The sequence below is a fragment of the Caballeronia sp. INDeC2 genome (assembly GCF_023631325.1).
GTDB lineage: Bacteria > Pseudomonadota > Gammaproteobacteria > Burkholderiales > Burkholderiaceae > Caballeronia.
This window is the reverse complement of record NZ_JALQDG010000017.1, coordinates 70735-88593: the sequence shown is the minus strand read 5'-3', so window position 1 is coordinate 88593 and position 17859 is coordinate 70735. Positions and strand designations below refer to the sequence as shown.

Annotated in this window: 27 protein-coding genes; all 27 read left to right on the top strand. The window is 59.9% G+C overall.

What is annotated here, in order from left to right; translation table 11 throughout:
* The first annotated feature begins 94 nt into the window (after positions 1-94).
* The 27 genes from recQ (at position 95) to secY (ending at position 17857) form a co-directional block, all read left to right on the top strand.
* The gene (gene recQ / locus NCS28_RS12625) at positions 95-1942 is read left to right on the top strand and encodes a DNA helicase RecQ (protein WP_250514129.1); all 1848 of its coding nucleotides are present in this window, start codon (positions 95-97) and stop codon (positions 1940-1942) included.
* A gap of 218 nt (positions 1943-2160) precedes the next feature.
* Positions 2161-2541: a 30S ribosomal protein S12 gene (rpsL, locus tag NCS28_RS12620; RefSeq protein WP_006998493.1), complete on the top strand. Its 381-nt coding sequence runs from the start codon at positions 2161-2163 to the stop codon at positions 2539-2541.
* 181 nt (positions 2542-2722) lie between these two features.
* Entirely contained in the window at positions 2723-3193 is a 471-nt protein-coding gene (gene rpsG, locus NCS28_RS12615) for a 30S ribosomal protein S7 (protein ID WP_006053291.1), read from the top strand.
* A 118-nt stretch (positions 3194-3311) separates the two neighbouring features.
* On the top strand, positions 3312-5414 hold the full coding sequence (gene fusA / locus NCS28_RS12610) for an elongation factor G (protein ID WP_250514128.1): 2103 nt from the start codon (positions 3312-3314) through the stop codon (positions 5412-5414).
* Between the two features lie 67 nt (positions 5415-5481).
* Positions 5482-6672 (top strand): elongation factor Tu, encoded by a 1191-nt coding sequence (gene tuf, locus NCS28_RS12605; RefSeq protein ID WP_061120225.1) that lies wholly within the window; start codon positions 5482-5484, stop codon positions 6670-6672.
* Positions 6673-6812: 140 nt separating this feature from the next.
* Complete coding sequence (gene rpsJ, locus NCS28_RS12600) at positions 6813-7124, top strand: 30S ribosomal protein S10 (protein ID WP_006998489.1); 312 nt, start codon at positions 6813-6815, stop codon at positions 7122-7124.
* 209 nt (positions 7125-7333) lie between these two features.
* Positions 7334-7993 (top strand): 50S ribosomal protein L3, encoded by a 660-nt coding sequence (gene rplC / locus NCS28_RS12595; protein WP_061120237.1) that lies wholly within the window; start codon positions 7334-7336, stop codon positions 7991-7993.
* The gene (gene rplD / locus NCS28_RS12590) at positions 7993-8613 is read left to right on the top strand and encodes a 50S ribosomal protein L4 (RefSeq protein WP_035506767.1); all 621 of its coding nucleotides are present in this window, start codon (positions 7993-7995) and stop codon (positions 8611-8613) included. The genes rplC and rplD overlap by 1 nt, the downstream gene beginning before the upstream one ends.
* Positions 8610-8924 carry a 50S ribosomal protein L23 gene (rplW, locus tag NCS28_RS12585; RefSeq protein WP_035967599.1) on the top strand — a complete coding sequence of 105 codons (315 nt, stop codon included), beginning with the start codon at positions 8610-8612 and terminating at the stop codon, positions 8922-8924. Before rplD ends, rplW begins: the two co-directional genes overlap by 4 nt.
* A gap of 2 nt (positions 8925-8926) precedes the next feature.
* A complete protein-coding gene (gene rplB / locus NCS28_RS12580; RefSeq protein ID WP_250514127.1) occupies positions 8927-9754 on the top strand; it encodes a 50S ribosomal protein L2 in 828 nt (275 codons plus the stop codon).
* A gap of 10 nt (positions 9755-9764) precedes the next feature.
* Positions 9765-10040, top strand: a complete 276-nt coding sequence (gene rpsS / locus NCS28_RS12575; protein WP_035967602.1) for a 30S ribosomal protein S19 — start codon at positions 9765-9767, stop codon at positions 10038-10040.
* 12 nt (positions 10041-10052) lie between these two features.
* Complete coding sequence (rplV, locus tag NCS28_RS12570; protein WP_007730533.1) at positions 10053-10382, top strand: 50S ribosomal protein L22; 330 nt, start codon at positions 10053-10055, stop codon at positions 10380-10382.
* A gap of 11 nt (positions 10383-10393) precedes the next feature.
* Complete coding sequence (gene rpsC / locus NCS28_RS12565) at positions 10394-11188, top strand: 30S ribosomal protein S3 (RefSeq protein WP_035506762.1); 795 nt, start codon at positions 10394-10396, stop codon at positions 11186-11188.
* Positions 11189-11190: 2 nt separating this feature from the next.
* Positions 11191-11607 carry a 50S ribosomal protein L16 gene (gene rplP, locus NCS28_RS12560; protein ID WP_008343852.1) on the top strand — a complete coding sequence of 139 codons (417 nt, stop codon included), beginning with the start codon at positions 11191-11193 and terminating at the stop codon, positions 11605-11607.
* A gap of 10 nt (positions 11608-11617) precedes the next feature.
* Entirely contained in the window at positions 11618-11812 is a 195-nt protein-coding gene (gene rpmC / locus NCS28_RS12555; protein WP_007180130.1) for a 50S ribosomal protein L29, read from the top strand.
* Complete coding sequence (gene rpsQ, locus NCS28_RS12550) at positions 11809-12081, top strand: 30S ribosomal protein S17 (RefSeq protein ID WP_008343854.1); 273 nt, start codon at positions 11809-11811, stop codon at positions 12079-12081. Before rpmC ends, rpsQ begins: the two co-directional genes overlap by 4 nt.
* Positions 12082-12383: 302 nt before the next feature.
* Positions 12384-12752, top strand: coding sequence for a 50S ribosomal protein L14 (rplN, locus tag NCS28_RS12545; RefSeq protein ID WP_006998478.1), 369 nt, complete (start codon positions 12384-12386; stop codon positions 12750-12752).
* A 9-nt stretch (positions 12753-12761) separates the two neighbouring features.
* Positions 12762-13070 carry a 50S ribosomal protein L24 gene (rplX, locus tag NCS28_RS12540; RefSeq protein WP_250514126.1) on the top strand — a complete coding sequence of 103 codons (309 nt, stop codon included), beginning with the start codon at positions 12762-12764 and terminating at the stop codon, positions 13068-13070.
* A gap of 14 nt (positions 13071-13084) precedes the next feature.
* The gene (gene rplE, locus NCS28_RS12535) at positions 13085-13624 is read left to right on the top strand and encodes a 50S ribosomal protein L5 (protein ID WP_016346472.1); all 540 of its coding nucleotides are present in this window, start codon (positions 13085-13087) and stop codon (positions 13622-13624) included.
* A 7-nt stretch (positions 13625-13631) separates the two neighbouring features.
* Positions 13632-13937, top strand: coding sequence for a 30S ribosomal protein S14 (gene rpsN, locus NCS28_RS12530; protein ID WP_016346471.1), 306 nt, complete (start codon positions 13632-13634; stop codon positions 13935-13937).
* A gap of 14 nt (positions 13938-13951) precedes the next feature.
* Positions 13952-14347 (top strand): 30S ribosomal protein S8, encoded by a 396-nt coding sequence (gene rpsH / locus NCS28_RS12525; RefSeq protein WP_035506756.1) that lies wholly within the window; start codon positions 13952-13954, stop codon positions 14345-14347.
* 18 nt (positions 14348-14365) lie between these two features.
* Complete coding sequence (rplF, locus tag NCS28_RS12520; RefSeq protein ID WP_250514125.1) at positions 14366-14899, top strand: 50S ribosomal protein L6; 534 nt, start codon at positions 14366-14368, stop codon at positions 14897-14899.
* Between the two features lie 12 nt (positions 14900-14911).
* Entirely contained in the window at positions 14912-15277 is a 366-nt protein-coding gene (gene rplR, locus NCS28_RS12515) for a 50S ribosomal protein L18 (protein ID WP_008343872.1), read from the top strand.
* Positions 15278-15291: 14 nt separating this feature from the next.
* Positions 15292-15810: a 30S ribosomal protein S5 gene (rpsE, locus tag NCS28_RS12510; protein WP_008343875.1), complete on the top strand. Its 519-nt coding sequence runs from the start codon at positions 15292-15294 to the stop codon at positions 15808-15810.
* Positions 15811-15820: 10 nt separating this feature from the next.
* Positions 15821-16003, top strand: coding sequence for a 50S ribosomal protein L30 (gene rpmD, locus NCS28_RS12505; protein WP_010106952.1), 183 nt, complete (start codon positions 15821-15823; stop codon positions 16001-16003).
* 31 nt (positions 16004-16034) lie between these two features.
* Positions 16035-16469 carry a 50S ribosomal protein L15 gene (rplO, locus tag NCS28_RS12500; RefSeq protein WP_250514124.1) on the top strand — a complete coding sequence of 145 codons (435 nt, stop codon included), beginning with the start codon at positions 16035-16037 and terminating at the stop codon, positions 16467-16469.
* 41 nt (positions 16470-16510) lie between these two features.
* Positions 16511-17857, top strand: coding sequence for a preprotein translocase subunit SecY (secY, locus tag NCS28_RS12495; RefSeq protein ID WP_008343935.1), 1347 nt, complete (start codon positions 16511-16513; stop codon positions 17855-17857).
* Positions 17858-17859: the final 2 nt, after the last annotated feature.

The following is a 17859-nucleotide window of genomic DNA, read 5'->3' as shown; positions in this document are numbered from 1 at the left end:
CCATTCGGCTAACGATTTATTCCTGCGCCTCGGTACGCGTGGATGCGTTGGTAGAATTCGTTATCTCTCACGTCGCAGTACGCACTCTTCCTCCATGGCTCGGTCGCTCGAAATACTCAACGAAATCTTCGGCTATCCCGCATTTCGCGGACAACAGGCGGAGATCGTCGAGCATGTCGCGAACGGCGGCGATTCGCTCGTGCTGATGCCGACGGGCGGCGGCAAGTCGCTGTGCTATCAGATACCGTCGCTCGTGCGCAGCGAGGCCGGGCTCGGCGCGGGCATCGTCGTGTCGCCATTGATCGCGCTGATGCAGGACCAGGTCGCGGCGCTGACGGAAGTCGGCGTGCGCGCCGCATATCTGAATTCGACGTTATCGGGCGCCGAGGCCGCGGCCACCGAGCGCGCGCTGCGCGAAGGCGACATCGATCTCCTTTACGTCGCCCCAGAACGCCTGATGACGCCGCGCTTTCTCGAACTGCTCGAACGCGCGCGCGTCGGGCTTTTCGCTATCGACGAAGCGCATTGTGTGTCGCAATGGGGGCACGACTTCCGTCCCGAGTACATCCAGCTTTCCGTGCTGCACGAGCGGTTTCCGGATGTGCCGCGCATCGCGCTTACCGCAACCGCCGACGCGATCACGCGCGATGAAATCGTCCATCGGCTCGCATTGGACGATGCGCGCATTTTCGTCTCCAGCTTCGATCGGCCGAACATTCGCTTTCGGATCGTCGAGAAGGACAACGCGCGCTCGCAGCTGCTCGACTTCATCCGCGCCGAGCATACGAACAAGGACGGCACGACCGATGCGGGTGTCGTGTATTGCCTGTCGCGCCGCAAGGTCGAGGAAACCGCGGAGTGGCTGAAAGGCCAGGGCATCCGCGCGCTGCCTTACCACGCGGGCATGGAATTCGAGACGCGTCAGAAGCATCAGGAGATGTTCCAGCGCGAAGAAGGCATCGTCATGTGCGCGACGATCGCGTTCGGCATGGGCATCGACAAGCCGGACGTGCGCTTCGTCGCGCATCTGGATTTGCCGAAGAGCGTCGAGGGCTATTACCAGGAGACGGGACGCGCCGGCCGCGACGGTATGCCGGCGAACGCGTGGATGGCGTACGGGCTGGGCGACGTCGTGCAACAGCGCAAGATGATCGACGAATCCGAAGCCGATGACGCGCACAAGCGCGTGCAGACCGGCAAGCTCGACGCGCTCCTGGGTCTGTGCGAGGTGGCGTCGTGCCGTCGCGTGCGCCTGCTCGCGTACTTCGGCGAGACGAGCAAGCCGTGCGGCAACTGTGACACCTGCCTCGAGCCGCCCGCGTCCTTCGACGCCACTCGCGAAGCGCAGATGGCGCTGTCGTGCGTGTATCGCGCGCACAAGGCGAGCGGGTTCCATTTCGGCGCGGGGCATCTCATCGATATTCTGCGTGGCACCCGCAGCGAGAAGGTTTTGCAGCGCGGGCACGAGAAGATTTCAACCTTCGGCGTCGGTGCCGCGCTGTCCGAGCAGGAGTGGCGCGCGGTGTTCCGGCAGCTCGTGGCGTTCGGCTACCTCGCCGTCGATCACGACGGTTTCGGCGCGCTCGTGCTGACCGACGCCAGCAAGCCCGTGCTGAAAGGCGAAGAGCATGTCACGCTGCGCAAATACGTAAAGCCGACGCGAGCCCGCCAGTCTTCCAGTCGCACGGGCGAACGCGCGGATCCGACAGCCGGCATGTCGGCGCGCGAGAAGGCGCGCTGGGAGCGTCTGCGTGCCTGGCGCGCGGAGACCGCGAAGAGCGACGGCGTGCCGGCCTACGTCATTTTCCACGACGCCACGCTCGCGGAGATCGTCCGCAGCGACCCCGATACCATCGACGATTTGCGTCATATTCCGGGCATCGGCGTGCGCAAACTCGAACGCTTCGGCGACGAATTGCTCTCCGTCGTCGGCTCCGATTGATGTCCGGCTTGCGAAAAGCCCGCGAAATCGTCGCAACCTATTGACCCAATTGCGATTTCCGGAATATCATGCTTGGTTCTCGTTCTTGGTCCGACTTCGGATCTGGCTTAGTGCCGGGTACGGACGGCGGAATTCACCGGCGAGATCGCCAAACGCGCCGTTCTTTTCGCTTTGCCCGAAAGAATTGCGCGGATTTTGTTCATTTTTAGGATTAAACAATGCCAACCATCAATCAACTGGTTCGCAAAGGCCGCGCGTCGGAAACGACGAAGAGCAAGTCGCCGGCCCTGCAGGACTGCCCTCAGCGTCGCGGCGTGTGCACTCGCGTGTACACCACGACGCCGAAGAAGCCGAACTCGGCACTCCGTAAAGTTGCCAAGGTTCGTCTGACGAACGGCTTCGAAGTCATTTCGTACATCGGTGGTGAAGGCCACAACCTGCAAGAGCACTCGGTCGTGCTGATCCGCGGCGGCCGTGTGAAGGACTTGCCGGGTGTGCGTTACCACATGGTTCGCGGCTCGCTGGATACCCAGGGCGTCAAGGACCGTAAGCAAGCTCGCTCGAAGTATGGTGCGAAGCGCGCGAAGGCCGGCAAGTAAGTCTCGGCCGGAAGTAAGAATCAGGTCGCCGCAAGGCGGTTAAGGCGATGGTGCCGGAAGTGCCGGTGCTGTCGAGTAAGTGGTCACCCGGCCAAGCTGGTTTAGTCGAATAGATGGATCGGGTTTGTTGGTGGCCGCGGAGTTGAAAACCAGCTCCAACTGAAAAAGTAAAGGAAGAATCATGCCGCGTCGTCGCGAAGTCCCCAAGCGGGAAGTGTTGCCGGATCCGAAGTTCGGTAACGTAGATGTAGCCAAGTTCATGAATGTGCTGATGCTCTCCGGCAAGAAGTCGGTTGCCGAGCGTATCGTGTACGGCGCTTTTGAACAGATCCAGACCAAGGGTGGCAAGGACCCGCTGGAAGTGTTCACGGTTGCGCTCAACAACGTGAAGCCGGTGGTCGAAGTGAAGAGCCGTCGCGTTGGTGGTGCCAACTATCAGGTTCCGGTCGAAGTGCGTCCCTCGCGTCGTATGGCATTGGCGATGCGTTGGTTGCGTGAAGCCGCGAAGAAGCGCAGCGAAAAGTCGATGGCCCTGCGTCTGGCGGGTGAACTCTCCGAAGCGGCCGAAGGCCGTGGCGGCGCGATGAAGAAGCGCGATGAAGTTCACCGCATGGCAGAGGCCAACAAGGCATTCTCGCACTTCCGTTTCTAAGCTCCCGCTCGTAGAGCAAACGGAAAAATCAGGGCGGGTGCGCTACCCCAGGCGCCTCGCCCGTTTGTGTTAGGGCGCGCTCGCACTCGCTGGCGCGTCGACCGAAAAAGGATCCAAAGTGGCTCGCAAGACACCTATCGAGCGCTACCGCAATATCGGTATCAGCGCTCACATCGACGCCGGCAAAACGACGACGACCGAGCGCATCCTGTTCTACACGGGCGTGAACCACAAAATCGGTGAAGTTCACGACGGCGCAGCAACGATGGACTGGATGGAGCAGGAGCAGGAGCGCGGCATCACCATCACGTCGGCTGCTACCACGGCCTTCTGGAAGGGCATGGGCGGCAACTATCCCGAGCACCGCATCAACATCATCGACACCCCGGGGCACGTCGACTTCACGATCGAAGTGGAGCGCTCGATGCGCGTCCTCGACGGCGCGTGCATGGTCTACTGCGCAGTGGGCGGCGTGCAGCCGCAGTCGGAAACCGTGTGGCGCCAGGCTAACAAATACAAGGTTCCCCGTCTCGCGTTCGTCAACAAGATGGACCGTACGGGCGCGAACTTCTTCAAGGTCTACGATCAGCTGAAGAACCGCCTGAAGGCGAACCCGGTTCCCGTCGTCGTGCCGATCGGCTCGGAAGAAAACTTCAAGGGCGTGGTCGATCTTCTGAAGATGAAGGCGATCATTTGGGACGAAGCGTCCCAGGGCACGAAGTTCGACTACGTCGAAATCCCCGCTGAACTCGTCGACACGTGCAACGAGTGGCGCGAGAAGATGATCGAGTCGGCTGCCGAAGCCAGCGAAGAGCTGATGGAAAAGTACCTCGGCGGCGAAGAGCTGAGCGAAGCGGAAATCGTCAAGGCGATCCGCGACCGGACCATCGCGTGCGAAATCCAGCCGATGCTGTGCGGCACCGCGTTCAAGAACAAGGGCGTGCAGCGCATGCTCGACGCCGTCATCGACTTCCTGCCGTCGCCGGTCGACATTCCGCCGGTTACGGGCGAACTCGAAAGCGGCGAGAAGGCCGAGCGCCGTGCCGCCGACGACGAAAAGTTCTCGGCGCTGGCGTTCAAGATCATGACGGACCCGTTCGTCGGTCAGCTGATCTTCTTCCGTGTGTACTCGGGCATCGTGAATTCCGGTGACACCGTGCTGAACGCGACCAAGGACAAGAAGGAACGTCTGGGCCGTATTCTGCAGATGCACGCGAACCAGCGCGAAGAAATCAAGGAAGTGCGGGCGGGCGATATCGCGGCCGCCGTCGGCCTGAAGGAAGCGACCACTGGCGACACGCTGTGCGACCCGCAGAACCCGATCGTGCTCGAACGCATGATTTTCCCGGAGCCGGTGATTTCGCAGGCTGTCGAGCCGAAGACCAAGGCTGACCAGGAAAAGATGGGCCTGGCGCTGAACCGTCTCGCGCAGGAAGACCCGTCGTTCCGCGTTCAAACGGACGAGGAATCGGGCCAGACGATCATTTCGGGCATGGGCGAGCTCCACCTCGAAATTCTCGTCGACCGCATGAAGCGCGAATTCAACGTGGAAGCAACGGTCGGCAAGCCGCAGGTTGCATACCGCGAAACGATTCGCACGACCGCAGCGGATGTCGATGGCAAGTTCGTCAAGCAGTCGGGTGGTCGCGGCCAGTACGGTCACGCGGTCATCACGCTCGAGCCGAACGAGCAGGGCAAGGGCTACGAGTTCCTGGACGAGATCAAGGGCGGCGTGATTCCGCGCGAATACATCCCGGCCGTGGACAAGGGTATCCAGGAAACGCTGAAGTCGGGCGTGCTGGCTGGCTTCCCGGTGGTCGACGTGAAGGTTCACCTGACGTTCGGTTCGTACCACGACGTGGACTCGAACGAAAACGCGTTCCGCATGGCCGGCTCGATGGCCTTCAAGGAAGCAATGCGCAAGGCGAGCCCGGTCATCCTCGAACCGATGATGGCCGTGGAAGTCGAAACGCCGGAAGACTACATGGGCAACGTGATGGGCGACCTGTCGGGCCGTCGCGGTATTGTCCAGGGCATGGAAGACATGATTGGCGGCGGCAAGATCGTTCGCGCCGAAGTGCCGCTGTCGGAAATGTTCGGCTACTCGACGTCGCTGCGTTCGCTGACGCAAGGCCGTGCCACGTACACGATGGAGTTCAAGCACTACGCTGAAGCTCCGCGTAACGTCGCGGACGCGATCATCAACGCCAAGGGTAAGTAAAACCCGCAAGCAATTCGGCGCAAGCCACAAGCTTTAACCGATAACCAAACTTTGAAAGAAGGTAATCATGGCAAAAGGTAAATTCGAGCGGACCAAGCCGCACGTGAACGTGGGCACGATCGGTCACGTTGACCACGGCAAGACCACGCTGACGGCAGCAATCACGACGGTGCTCACGCAGAAGTTCGGCGGCGAAGCGAAGGCGTACGACCAGATCGACGCGGCGCCGGAAGAAAAGGCACGCGGCATCACGATCAACACCGCGCACGTCGAGTACGAAACGGCTAATCGCCACTACGCACACGTCGACTGCCCGGGCCACGCTGACTATGTGAAGAACATGATCACGGGCGCAGCGCAGATGGACGGCGCAATCCTGGTGTGCTCGGCCGCTGACGGCCCGATGCCGCAAACGCGCGAGCACATCCTGCTGGCCCGTCAGGTGGGCGTGCCGTACATCATCGTGTTCCTGAACAAGTGCGACATGGTGGACGACGCCGAGCTGCTCGAGCTCGTCGAAATGGAAGTGCGCGAGCTTCTGTCGAAGTACGACTTCCCGGGCGACGACACTCCGATCATCAAGGGTTCGGCCAAGCTGGCGCTGGAAGGCGACAAGGGCGAGCTGGGCGAAGTGGCGATCATGAACCTGGCCGACGCGCTGGATTCGTACATCCCGACGCCGGAGCGCGCAGTGGACGGTTCGTTCCTGATGCCGGTGGAAGACGTGTTCTCGATCTCGGGTCGCGGCACGGTGGTGACGGGCCGCGTTGAGCGCGGTGTGGTCAAGGTCGGCGAGGAAATCGAAATCGTCGGGATCAAGCCGACGGTGAAGACGACCTGCACGGGCGTGGAAATGTTCCGCAAGCTGCTCGACCAAGGTCAAGCGGGCGACAACGTCGGTATCCTGCTGCGCGGCACGAAGCGTGAAGACGTGGAGCGTGGCCAGGTTCTGGCCAAGCCGGGTTCGATCACGCCGCACACGCACTTCACCGCTGAGGTGTACGTGCTGAGCAAGGATGAAGGCGGCCGTCACACGCCGTTCTTCAACAACTACCGTCCGCAGTTCTACTTCCGTACGACGGACGTGACGGGCTCGATCGAGCTGCCGAAGGACAAGGAAATGGTGATGCCGGGCGACAACGTGTCGATCACGGTCAAGCTGATCGCTCCGATCGCCATGGAAGAAGGCCTGCGCTTCGCCATCCGCGAAGGCGGTCGTACCGTCGGCGCCGGTGTCGTGGCAAAGATTATCGAGTAAGATATCGGGCTTGCTCGATTGAAGTTGCAGTAGCGCAGTAAAAATCGGAACCGGACGCTCGCCCCCAGCGAAAGTCCGGTTCCACGCTCTTTTGCCTAATGTGCGGTGCAATACCGCCTCGCTCTTTTCAAGGACTCGTCATGCAGAACCAGAAAATCCGTATTCGTCTGAAGGCTTTCGACTATCGCCTGATCGATCAATCGGCAGCCGAAATCGTCGATACCGCGAAGCGGACTGGCGCGATCGTTCGTGGCCCGGTGCCGCTGCCGACGCGTATTCAGCGTTTTGACATCCTGCGTTCGCCGCACGTCAACAAGACGTCGCGCGACCAGCTCGAAATCCGTACCCACCAGCGCCTGATGGACATCGTCGACCCGACGGACAAGACCGTCGACGCGCTGATGAAGCTCGATCTGCCGGCTGGCGTCGACGTCGAAATCAAGCTGCAGTAAGTCCCGAAGTTTGTCTGGTGCGCCTGCTGGCGCGTCAGAAGGTGCTAAGTCTTTGATTGCTTGCAGGATTCGAAAAGCCTTGTTATACTCCAAGGCTTTTCGCGCCTATTCGCACGAAGAGGACGCAAGCAAGCCGCCCCAGTTTCTCGTAACGAAGCCGGCATTTGTAAATCAGCCCCGACCAATCGCAGTTGGGAATGGAGAAAACGATGAGCCTTGGACTCGTAGGTCGCAAGGTTGGCATGACCCGTATCTTCACGCCTGAGGGGGACTCGATCCCTGTCACCGTGCTGGACGTGTCGGACAACCGCGTGACGCAGATCAAGACCGTTGAAACGGATGGTTATACCGCCGTTCAGGTTGCATTCGGTGCTCGCCGCGCATCGCGCGTGACGAAGCCGCTGGCGGGTCACCTCGCCAAAGCCGGCGTTCAAGCTGGTGAAATCCTCAAGGAATTCCATATCGAAACGGCCAAGGCAGGCGAACTGTCGAACGGCGCCGTGATCGGTACGGATATTTTCGAAGTCGGCCAGAAGGTCGATGTGCAAGGCACGTCGATCGGTAAGGGTTATGCCGGCACGATCAAGCGCTACAACTTTGCCTCGGGCCGCGCAACGCACGGTAACTCGCGTTCGCACAATGTCCCGGGTTCGATCGGTATGGCGCAGGATCCGGGTCGTGTGTTTCCTGGTAAGCGCATGACGGGTCACCTCGGTGACGTCACCGTCACGGTTCAGAATCTCGAAATCGCCCGCATCGACGCTGAGCGCAATCTGCTGCTCGTCCGCGGTGCTGTTCCGGGTGCGAAGGGCGGCAAGGTCTTCGTGACCCCGGCCGTCAAGACGCGTGCTGTGAAAGGAGCGAAATAATGGAACTTAAGCTCCTGAATGCCAATGGTCAGGAAGGCGCTGGCGTGAACGCATCGGACGTCGTGTTCGGTCGCGATTACAACGAAGCCCTGATTCACCAGATCGTCGTCGCTTATCAGGCGAACGCACGTAGCGGCAACCGCGCGCAGAAGGACCGCGAGCAGGTCAAGCACACCACCAAGAAGCCGTGGCGTCAGAAGGGTACGGGCCGCGCTCGTGCAGGTATGTCGTCGAGTCCGTTGTGGCGTGGCGGTGGTCGCATTTTCCCGAACTCGCCGGAAGAAAACTTCTCGCACAAGGTCAACAAGAAGATGCATCGCGCAGGCCTCTGCTCGATCTTCTCGCAGCTGGCTCGCGAAGGCCGTATCGCCGTGGTCGAAGACCTCGCGCTCGAAGCCCCGAAGACCAAGCTATTGGCCGATAAATTCAAGGCGATGGGTCTCGAATCCGTGTTGGTCATCACCGATACGGTCGACGAGAACCTGTACCTCGCGTCGCGCAACCTGGCCCACGTGGCGGTTGTCGAGCCGCGTTACGCCGACCCGCTCTCGCTGATCTACTTCAAGAAGATTCTGATCACGAAGGCTGCGGTCGCTCAGATCGAGGAGTTGCTGTCATGAGCGAAGTTCGCAAAAACGATCATCGTTTGATGCAAGTTCTGCTCGCGCCGGTGATCTCCGAAAAGGCGACTCTGGTTGCCGACAAGAACGAACAAGTCGTGTTCGAAGTCGCGCCGGACGCCACGAAGCAGGAAGTCAAGGCTGCTGTCGAGCTGCTGTTCAAGGTCGAAGTCAATTCCGTCAACGTGCTCGTCACGAAGGGCAAGGCAAAGCGCTTTGGCCGCTTCAACGGCAAGCGCAAGGACGTGAAGAAGGCGTACGTCTGCCTGAAGCCCGGCCAGGAAATCAACTTTGAAGCGGAGGCCAAGTAATCATGGCAATCGTGAAAGTTAAGCCGACCTCGCCGGGTCGCCGCGCGATGGTCAAGATCGTCAACAAGGATCTGCACAAGGGCAAGCCGTACGCAGCGCTGCTCGACTCGCAATCCAAGTCGGCGGGCCGTAACAACAACGGCCGAATCACCACGCGTCACCAGGGTGGTGGTCACAAGCAGCACTATCGTATCGTCGATTTCCGTCGCAACAAGGACGGCATCCCGGCAAAGGTCGAGCGTCTCGAGTACGACCCGAACCGTAGCGCGAACATCGCGCTGGTTCTGTACGCGGATGGCGAGCGTCGCTACATCATCGCGCCGAAGGGCGTGGCGGTTGGCGCGCAGTTGATGTCCGGTTCGGAAGCGCCGATCCGCGCAGGCAACGCCCTGCCGATCCGCAACATCCCGGTCGGTACGACGATCCACTGCATCGAAATGCTGCCGGGCAAGGGCGCGCAAATCGCGCGTTCGGCTGGTACGTCGGCCATGCTGCTGGCTCGCGAAGGCGTCTACGCGCAGGTTCGTCTGCGTTCGGGTGAAATCCGCCGCGTGCACGTCGAGTGCCGCGCGACGATTGGTGAAGTTGGCAACGAAGAGCATAGCCTCCGTCAAATCGGTAAGGCAGGCGCGAACCGCTGGCGCGGTATCCGCCCGACGGTGCGCGGCGTTGCAATGAACCCGGTCGATCACCCGCACGGCGGTGGTGAAGGTAAGACGGCAGCAGGTCGCGATCCGGTAAGCCCGTGGGGCACGCCGACGAAGGGTTATCGCACTCGCAGCAACAAGCGCACGACGACGATGATCGTCCAGCGCCGTCACAAGCGTTAAGGAGTAGGCAATGACACGTTCTGCTAAAAAAGGTCCGTTCTGCGACGCTCATTTGCTGAAGAAAGTTGAGTCGGCCGCATCTACGCGTGACAAGAAACCAATCAAGACCTGGTCGCGTCGTTCGACGATTCTGCCGGACTTCATCGGTCTGACGATCGCCGTACACAACGGCCGTCAGCATGTTCCGGTGTATGTGACGGAAAACATGGTCGGCCACAAGCTTGGCGAGTTCGCACTGACCCGTACGTTCAAGGGTCACGCGGCCGACAAGAAGGCCAAGAAATAAGGGGCTATCAAGATGGAAGTGAAAGCAATTCATCGCGGTGCCCGCATCTCGGCGCAGAAAACGCGCCTTGTGGCTGACCAGATTCGTGGTTTGCCGGTCGACAAGGCGCTGAACGTTCTGACGTTCTCGCCGAAGAAGGCGGCGGGTATCGTCAAGAAGGTCGTGCTGTCTGCGATCGCGAATGCGGAACACAACGAAGGCGCCGATATCGACGAGCTCAAGATCACGAGCATTTACGTCGACAAGGCTGCTTCGCTGAAGCGTTTCACCGCACGCGCTAAGGGTCGCGGTAACCGCATCGAGAAGCAATCCTGTCACATCACTGTGACGGTCGGGAATTAAGGAGCCATACGATGGGACAGAAAATTCATCCGACTGGCTTCCGTTTGGCCGTCAGCCGCAATTGGGCTTCGCGCTGGTACGCGAACAACAACAATTTCGCGGCGATGTTGCAGGAAGACATCGGCGTTCGTGAATACCTGAAGAAGAAGCTGAAGAACGCTTCGGTCGGTCGCGTCGTCATCGAGCGTCCGGCGAAGAACGCGCGCATCACGATTTACAGCTCGCGTCCGGGCGTCGTCATCGGCAAGAAGGGCGAGGACATCGAATCGCTGAAGGCTGAACTGCAGAAGCGCATGGGCGTTCCGGTTCACGTCAACATCGAAGAGATCCGCAAGCCGGAAACCGATGCTCAGCTGATCGCTGACTCCATCACGCAGCAGCTCGAGCGCCGGATCATGTTCCGTCGCGCGATGAAGCGCGCGATGCAGAACGCAATGCGTCTTGGCGCCCAGGGCATCAAGATCATGAGCGCGGGCCGTCTGAACGGTATCGAAATCGCTCGTACCGAGTGGTATCGCGAAGGTCGCGTGCCCCTCCATACGCTGCGTGCGGATATCGACTACGCGACGTCGGAAGCGAAGACCACGTACGGCATCATCGGCGTGAAGGTGTGGGTCTACAAGGGCGACACCCTGGGCCGCAACGAAGCGCCGGTGGTGGAAGAAGTGGCGGAAGAAAAGCGTCCGCGCCGCAACGCACGTCCGGGTGGCGATCGCCGTCCGCGCCGTGACGGTGAAGGCGCTCCGGCTGGCGCGCGTCGTGGTGCACCCCGTCGCGCTGGCGGTGACGCGAAGACTGGAGAATAACGATGCTGCAACCGAAACGCAGAAAGTATCGCAAAGAGCAGAAAGGTCGTAATACCGGCAAGGCGACGCGCGGCAACGCCGTGTCGTTCGGTGAATACGGTCTGAAGGCTATCGGTCGCGGCCGTTTGACCGCGCGTCAAATCGAAGCGGCACGTCGTGCAATGACGCGTCACATCAAGCGTGGCGGCCGGATCTGGATCCGTATATTCCCGGACAAGCCGATTTCGCAGAAGCCGGCCGAAGTGCGTATGGGTAACGGTAAGGGTAACCCGGAGTACTACGTCGCTGAAATTCAACCGGGCAAGATGCTGTACGAAATGGACGGTGTCTCCGAAGAACTGGCGCGCGAAGCGTTCCGTCTGGCTGCAGCCAAGCTGCCGCTCAAGACGAACTTCGTCGTGCGTCAGCTCGGCGCCTAAGGAGTAAATGATGAAGGCATCTGAACTTCACCAGAAAGACCAGGCCGCGCTCAACAAAGAGCTGTCGGACCTGCTGAAGGCGCAATTCGGCCTGCGTATGCAACTCGCGACCCAGCAGCTCACGAACACGAGCCAGCTGAAGAAGGTCCGTCGCGACATCGCACGTGTGCGCACCGTCCTGACTGAGAAGGCGAACCAGAAATGAACGATAGCGTAAAAACCTCGCTCAAGCGGACGCTGGTCGGCAAGGTCGTCAGCAACAAGATGGACAAGACGGTCACCGTTCTGGTCGAGCACCGCGTGAAGCATCCGATCTACGGCAAGTACGTCGTGCGTTCCAAGAAGTACCACGCGCATGATGACGCGAACACGTACAACGAAGGCGATCTCGTCGAAATCCAGGAAACCCGTCCGATTTCGAAGACGAAGGCTTGGGTTGTGTCGAAGCTGGTTGAAGCGGCTCGCGTGATCTAAAGCCGAAGTAGTAGTACCGCGATGCAGTAGTACATCGTGTCGCAGTAAGTTTCGCTTGCAAGACCGGGATTATTTGTTATAATCTCGGTCTTCCCTCTTTGTGGGAGCCCCGTCGCGGGCGAAACTGGTGGGGGAAGCCGGTTCGGGCGCCAGCCTGAATCGACAGATTCACCGGATTGCGATGGCGGGTTTCGTCTGCCCTCGCTGCCTGTTCTAACCCAAGCAGCCAGTTGGCTGACGGGACCAAGACTGACCGGCTGTGCCATGGTGGCGCGACCGGATTAAGTTGGGAAAGATAAACCATGATCCAGACCGAAACTCGGCTTGAAGTGGCCGACAACACGGGTGCGCGTGAAGTCATGTGCATCAAGGTGCTCGGCGGTTCGAAGCGTCGTTACGCTAGCATTGGCGACATCATCAAGGTGACCGTCAAGGAAGCGACGCCGCGCGGACGCGTGAAAAAGGGCGAAATCTATAACGCCGTGGTCGTTCGTACGGCCAAGGGCGTGCGTCGCCAGGATGGCTCGCTCATCAAGTTCGACGGCAATGCCGCCGTTCTGTTGAATACGAAGCTCGAGCCGATCGGCACGCGTATTTTCGGGCCGGTTACGCGTGAACTGCGTAGCGAACGATTCATGAAGATCGTTTCGCTCGCGCCGGAAGTGCTGTAAGGAGTCGCGATGAACAAGATTCGCAAGGGTGACGAAGTCATCGTCATCACCGGCAAGGACAAGGGCAAGCGCGGCACCGTGCTGGCCGTTGCGGAAGACCGTGTCACAGTCGAGGGCATCAACCTCGTCAAGAAGCACGTGAAGCCGAACCCGATGAAGGGTACGACGGGCGGTGTGGAAGCCAAAACGATGCCGCTGCATATTTCGAACGTCGCATTGGTCGACGCGGATGGCAAGGCATCGCGTGTGGGCATCAAGGTCGAAGACGGAAAGAAGGTTCGCTTCTTGAAGTCGACCGGCGCCACGCTCAACGCCTGACGCGGAGTTAAAAAATGGCTCGTCTGCAAGAGATTTACAAAGAAAAGGTTGTGCCGCAACTCGTCGAAAAGTTCGGCTACAAGTCTGTCATGGAAGTGCCGCGCATCACCAAGATCACCCTGAACATGGGTCTTGGCGAAGCCGTCGCCGACAAGAAGATCATCGAAAACGCCGTGGGCGACCTGACGAAGATCGCTGGCCAGAAGCCGGTTATCACGAAGGCGCGCAAGGCAATCGCAGGCTTCAAGATTCGTCAGGGCTACCCGATCGGCGCGATGGTCACGCTGCGCGGCCAAGCGATGTACGAATTCCTCGATCGTTTCGTGACGGTTGCGCTCCCGCGTGTGCGTGACTTCCGTGGCGTGTCGGGCCGTGCATTCGACGGTCGTGGCAACTACAACATCGGTGTGAAAGAGCAGATCATTTTCCCCGAAATCGACTACGACAAGATCGACGCGCTGCGTGGGCTGAACATCAGCATCACGACCACCGCGAAGACTGACGACGAAGCAAAGGCGCTGCTCGCCGGCTTCAAGTTCCCGTTCAGAAACTGAGGTTACCGTGGCTAAACTGGCACTGATCGAACGTGAAAAGAAGCGCGCGCGCCTGGCAGCCAAGTACGCTCCGAAGCGTGCTGAGCTGAAGGCTGTGATCGATGACGCAAGCAAGTCGGACGAAGAGCGTTACTTCGCGCGTCTGGCGCTGCAACAACTGCCGCGTAACTCGAACCCCACTCGCAAGCGTAACCGCTGCGCGATCACGGGTCGCCCGCGTGGCACGTTCCGTAAGTTCGGACTCGCACGCGGCAAGATTCGTGAAATCGCTTTCCGCGGCGAAATCCCTGGCCTGACCAAGGCGAGCTGGTAATAGGAGAAACATAAATGAGCATGAGTGATCCTATCGCCGATATGCTGACTCGCATCCGCAATGCGCAGATGGTCGAGAAGGTTTCGGTGACTATGCCCTCGTCAAAAGTCAAGGTTGCGATTGCGCAGGTTTTGAAGGACGAAGGTTATATCGACGACTTCGCAGTGAAGGCTGAAGGCGCGAAGATCGAATTGAACATCGCGTTGAAGTACTACGCTGGCCGTCCGGTGATCGAGCGCCTCGAGCGCGTCTCGAAGCCTGGTCTGCGCGTGTACCGCGGTCGCAACGACATTCCGCAGGTCATGAACGGCTTGGGCGTTGCCATCGTATCGACGCCGAAGGGTGTGATGACCGACCGGAAGGCGCGCCAGAACGGCGTCGGCGGCGAAGTCATCTGCTACGTCGCTTAACGCCTAAGGAGAAGAAACATGTCTCGAGTAGGTAAAAGCCCGATCCCGCTGCCGCAAGGCGCGGAAGTGGCCATCAAGGGCGACGTCATCACCGTTAAGGGCCCGCTCGGCACGATCTCGCAACCGGCCAACAAGCTGGTGAGCGTGACGAACGACAACGGCACGTTGAAGCTCGCGCCGGCCGACGAAAGTCGTGAAGCGAACGCGATGTCTGGCACGATGCGCGCCCTGGTGGCGAACATGGTGCACGGCGTCACCAAGGGTTTCGAGCGCAAGCTGACGCTGGTTGGCGTCGGTTATCGTGCGCAAGCGCAAGGCGACAAGCTGAATCTGTCGCTGGGTTTCTCGCACCCCGTGGTGCACCAGATGCCGGAAGGCGTCAAGGCTGAAACCCCGTCGCAGACCGAAATCGTGATCAAGGGGATCGACAAGCAGAAAGTCGGACAGACCGCAGCAGAAGTGCGCGGCTATCGCCCGCCGGAGCCCTACAAGGGCAAGGGTGTGCGCTATTCCGACGAGGTCGTGATCCTCAAAGAAACGAAGAAGAAGTAAGGGTGCGCAATCATGGATAAGACTCAATCTCGCCTGCGCCGCGCTCGTCAGACGCGTATCAAGATCGCTGAGCTGCAGGTTCCGCGTCTGGCCGTGCATCGCACGAATACGCATATCTACGCGCAAGTGTTCTCGGCATGCGGTACGAAGGTCGTGGCAAGCGCCTCGACGCTCGAAGCTGAAGTGCGCGCTGAACTCGCCGACAAGTCGGGCAAGGGCGGCAACGTCAACGCTGCGACCCTGATCGGCAAGCGTATCGCCGAAAAGGCCAAGGCTGCCGGCATCGAATCCGTCGCCTTTGACCGCTCGGGTTTCCGCTACCACGGCCGCGTGAAGGCGCTGGCTGATGCGGCGCGTGAAGCCGGGCTCAAGTTCTAAGGGAAGAATTCGTCATGGCAAAGATGCAAGCGAAAGTTCAGGCTGACGAACGCGACGACGGCCTGCGCGAAAAGATGATTTCGGTCAACCGCGTGACCAAGGTCGTGAAGGGTGGCCGTATTCTCGGCTTCGCCGCACTGACCGTGGTTGGCGACGGCGACGGCCGGATCGGCATGGGCAAGGGCAAGGCCAAGGAAGTTCCGGTTGCCGTTCAAAAGGCAATGGAACAGGCCCGCCGCAACATGTTCAAGGTGCCCCTGAAGAACGGCACGCTGCAACATGAAGTGCACGGAAAGCATGGCGCATCGGCGGTTCTCCTCGCTCCGGCGAAGGATGGTACCGGCGTGATCGCTGGCGGCCCGATGCGCGCAGTGTTCGACGTGATGGGCGTGCAAAACGTTGTGGCCAAGAGCCACGGTTCGACGAACCCGTACAACCTCGTTCGTGCAACGCTGGACGGCCTGCGCAAGCAGTCGACCCCGGCCGACATCGCGGCGAAGCGTGGTAAGTCCGTCGAAGACATTCTGGGCTAAGGTGGTCACCATGTCTGAAAAAACTGTCAAGGTTCAGCTCGTCAAGAGCCTGATCGGGACCCGCGAAACGCACCGCGCGACGGTGCGTGGCCTCGGCCTGCGTCGCCTCAACTCGGTCTCCGAGCTGCAGGACACGCCGGCAGTGCGCGGGATGATCAACAAGGTTTCGTACCTCGTTAAGGTCATCGGCTAAGCGGCTGACCCTAGGATCCAAGGAGTTGAACATGGAATTGAATAACCTGAAGCCGGCAGAAGGCGCGAAGCACGCTAAGCGTCGCGTCGGTCGCGGTATTGGTTCGGGCCTCGGCAAGACCGCTGGCCGCGGCCATAAGGGTCAGAAATCGCGTTCGGGCGGCTTTCACAAGGTCGGCTTCGAAGGCGGTCAGATGCCTCTGCAGCGTCGTCTGCCGAAGCGTGGCTTCACCTCGCTGACGAAGGAATTCGTCGGTGAAGTGCGTCTCTCTGATCTGGAGAAGCTGCCGGTCGACGAAATCGATCTGTTGGCGCTGAAGCAAGCGGGTCTGGTCGGCGAGCTCATCAAGAGCGCGAAGATCATCAAGACCGGCGAGATCACGCGCAAGGTCACGGTGAAGGGCCTGACGGCAACGAAAGGCGCCCGTGAGGCAATCGAAGCCGCTGGCGGCTCGCTCGCCGAGTAACGCGCTTTCGCCGTTACTAGCACTAGCATCGGAGAAGGTACTTGGCTAACAGCCCGAGTCTCGCAAAAACCGGTCGAAGCGCGGCGAAATTCGGCGATCTTCGCCGGCGTGCAGTGTTTCTGCTGCTGGCGCTGATCGTCTACCGCATTGGTGCGCATATTCCGGTACCCGGCATCGATCCGGATCAACTGGCCAAGCTGTTCCAAAGCCAGTCAGGCGGCATCCTGGGCATGTTCAACATGTTCTCGGGTGGCGCGCTGTCGCGATTCACGATCTTTGCGCTGGGCATCATGCCCTACATCTCGGCGTCGATCATCATGCAGTTGCTGTCGATCGTATCGCCGCAGATGGAGGCGTTGAAGAAGGAAGGGCAGGCGGGACAACGGAAGATCACGCAGTACACGCGTATCTTCACGGTGGTTCTGGCGACCTTCCAGGCGTTCGGTATCGCGGTCGCGCTGGAAAATCAGCCGGCTCTGGTACTGGATCCCGGCATGGTGTTCCGGCTGACGACGGTCGTCACGCTGGTGACGGGCACGATGTTCCTGATGTGGCTCGGTGAGCAGATCACGGAGCGCGGTCTCGGCAACGGCATCTCGATCATCATCTTCGGTGGTATCGCGGCGGGTTTCCCGAACGCAATCGGTGGTCTGTTTGAGCTGGTTCGCACCGGTTCGATGAGCATCATCTCGGCGATCATCATCGTCGTGTTGATCGCGGCGGTCACGTATCTGGTCGTGTTCATCGAACGCGGTCAGCGCAAGATCCTCGTGAACTACGCGAAGCGCCAGGTCGGTAACAAGATTTACGGCGGACAGTCGTCTCATCTGCCGCTGAAGTTGAACATGTCGGGTGTGATTCCGCCGATCTTTGCGTCGTCGATCATTCTCTTCCCGGCAACCATCCTGAACTGGTTCAGTTCGGGTACGCGCACCAACTGGTTCGCAAACACGCTGCACAACGTGGCCGAGGCGCTGAAGCCAGGTCAACCCGTGTACGTGCTGCTGTATGCGTTGGCGATCGTTTTCTTCTGCTTCTTCTACACCGCACTGGTGTTCAACAGCCGGGAAACAGCCGACAACTTGAAGAAGAGCGGTGCTTTCGTTCCGGGTATTCGCCCGGGCGATCAGACTGCACGGTATATCGACCGCATCCTCACGCGTCTGACGCTGGCTGGTGCGATCTACATCGTATTTGTGTGCCTGCTGCCTGAGTTTCTGGTGTTGCGCTGGAACGTGCCGTTTTATTTTGGTGGAACGTCGCTGCTGATCATTGTCGTCGTCACGATGGACTTCATGGCTCAGGTGCAGTCGTACGTTATGTCGCAACAATATGAATCGCTGCTCAAGAAGGCAAACTTCAAGGGTGGCAACGTCCCGATGCGTTAATA

Excerpts from the sequence above, each read along its gene's own strand:
- rplP (WP_008343852.1), top strand. The coding sequence starts at position 11,191 with ATGCTGCAACCGAAACGCAGAAAGTATCGCAAAGAGCAGAAAGGTCGT.
- rpsS (WP_035967602.1), top strand. The coding sequence starts at position 9,765 with ATGACACGTTCTGCTAAAAAAGGTCCGTTCTGCGACGCTCATTTGCTG.
- rpsH (WP_035506756.1), top strand. The coding sequence starts at position 13,952 with ATGAGCATGAGTGATCCTATCGCCGATATGCTGACTCGCATCCGCAAT.
- rplW (WP_035967599.1), top strand. The coding sequence starts at position 8,610 with ATGAGCGAAGTTCGCAAAAACGATCATCGTTTGATGCAAGTTCTGCTC.
- rpsL (WP_006998493.1), top strand. The coding sequence starts at position 2,161 with ATGCCAACCATCAATCAACTGGTTCGCAAAGGCCGCGCGTCGGAAACG.
- rplR (WP_008343872.1), top strand. The coding sequence starts at position 14,912 with ATGGATAAGACTCAATCTCGCCTGCGCCGCGCTCGTCAGACGCGTATC.
- recQ (WP_250514129.1), top strand. The coding sequence starts at position 95 with ATGGCTCGGTCGCTCGAAATACTCAACGAAATCTTCGGCTATCCCGCA.
- rplE (WP_016346472.1), top strand. The coding sequence starts at position 13,085 with ATGGCTCGTCTGCAAGAGATTTACAAAGAAAAGGTTGTGCCGCAACTC.
- rplX (WP_250514126.1), top strand. The coding sequence starts at position 12,762 with ATGAACAAGATTCGCAAGGGTGACGAAGTCATCGTCATCACCGGCAAG.
- rplC (WP_061120237.1), top strand. The coding sequence starts at position 7,334 with ATGAGCCTTGGACTCGTAGGTCGCAAGGTTGGCATGACCCGTATCTTC.
- rpsC (WP_035506762.1), top strand. The coding sequence starts at position 10,394 with ATGGGACAGAAAATTCATCCGACTGGCTTCCGTTTGGCCGTCAGCCGC.
- rplB (WP_250514127.1), top strand. The coding sequence starts at position 8,927 with ATGGCAATCGTGAAAGTTAAGCCGACCTCGCCGGGTCGCCGCGCGATG.
- rpsG (WP_006053291.1), top strand. The coding sequence starts at position 2,723 with ATGCCGCGTCGTCGCGAAGTCCCCAAGCGGGAAGTGTTGCCGGATCCG.
- tuf (WP_061120225.1), top strand. The coding sequence starts at position 5,482 with ATGGCAAAAGGTAAATTCGAGCGGACCAAGCCGCACGTGAACGTGGGC.
- rplF (WP_250514125.1), top strand. The coding sequence starts at position 14,366 with ATGTCTCGAGTAGGTAAAAGCCCGATCCCGCTGCCGCAAGGCGCGGAA.
- rpsQ (WP_008343854.1), top strand. The coding sequence starts at position 11,809 with ATGAACGATAGCGTAAAAACCTCGCTCAAGCGGACGCTGGTCGGCAAG.
- rplD (WP_035506767.1), top strand. The coding sequence starts at position 7,993 with ATGGAACTTAAGCTCCTGAATGCCAATGGTCAGGAAGGCGCTGGCGTG.
- rpsJ (WP_006998489.1), top strand. The coding sequence starts at position 6,813 with ATGCAGAACCAGAAAATCCGTATTCGTCTGAAGGCTTTCGACTATCGC.
- rpsE (WP_008343875.1), top strand. The coding sequence starts at position 15,292 with ATGGCAAAGATGCAAGCGAAAGTTCAGGCTGACGAACGCGACGACGGC.
- rpmD (WP_010106952.1), top strand. The coding sequence starts at position 15,821 with ATGTCTGAAAAAACTGTCAAGGTTCAGCTCGTCAAGAGCCTGATCGGG.
- rpmC (WP_007180130.1), top strand. The coding sequence starts at position 11,618 with ATGAAGGCATCTGAACTTCACCAGAAAGACCAGGCCGCGCTCAACAAA.
- rplO (WP_250514124.1), top strand. The coding sequence starts at position 16,035 with ATGGAATTGAATAACCTGAAGCCGGCAGAAGGCGCGAAGCACGCTAAG.
- rplN (WP_006998478.1), top strand. The coding sequence starts at position 12,384 with ATGATCCAGACCGAAACTCGGCTTGAAGTGGCCGACAACACGGGTGCG.
- rplV (WP_007730533.1), top strand. The coding sequence starts at position 10,053 with ATGGAAGTGAAAGCAATTCATCGCGGTGCCCGCATCTCGGCGCAGAAA.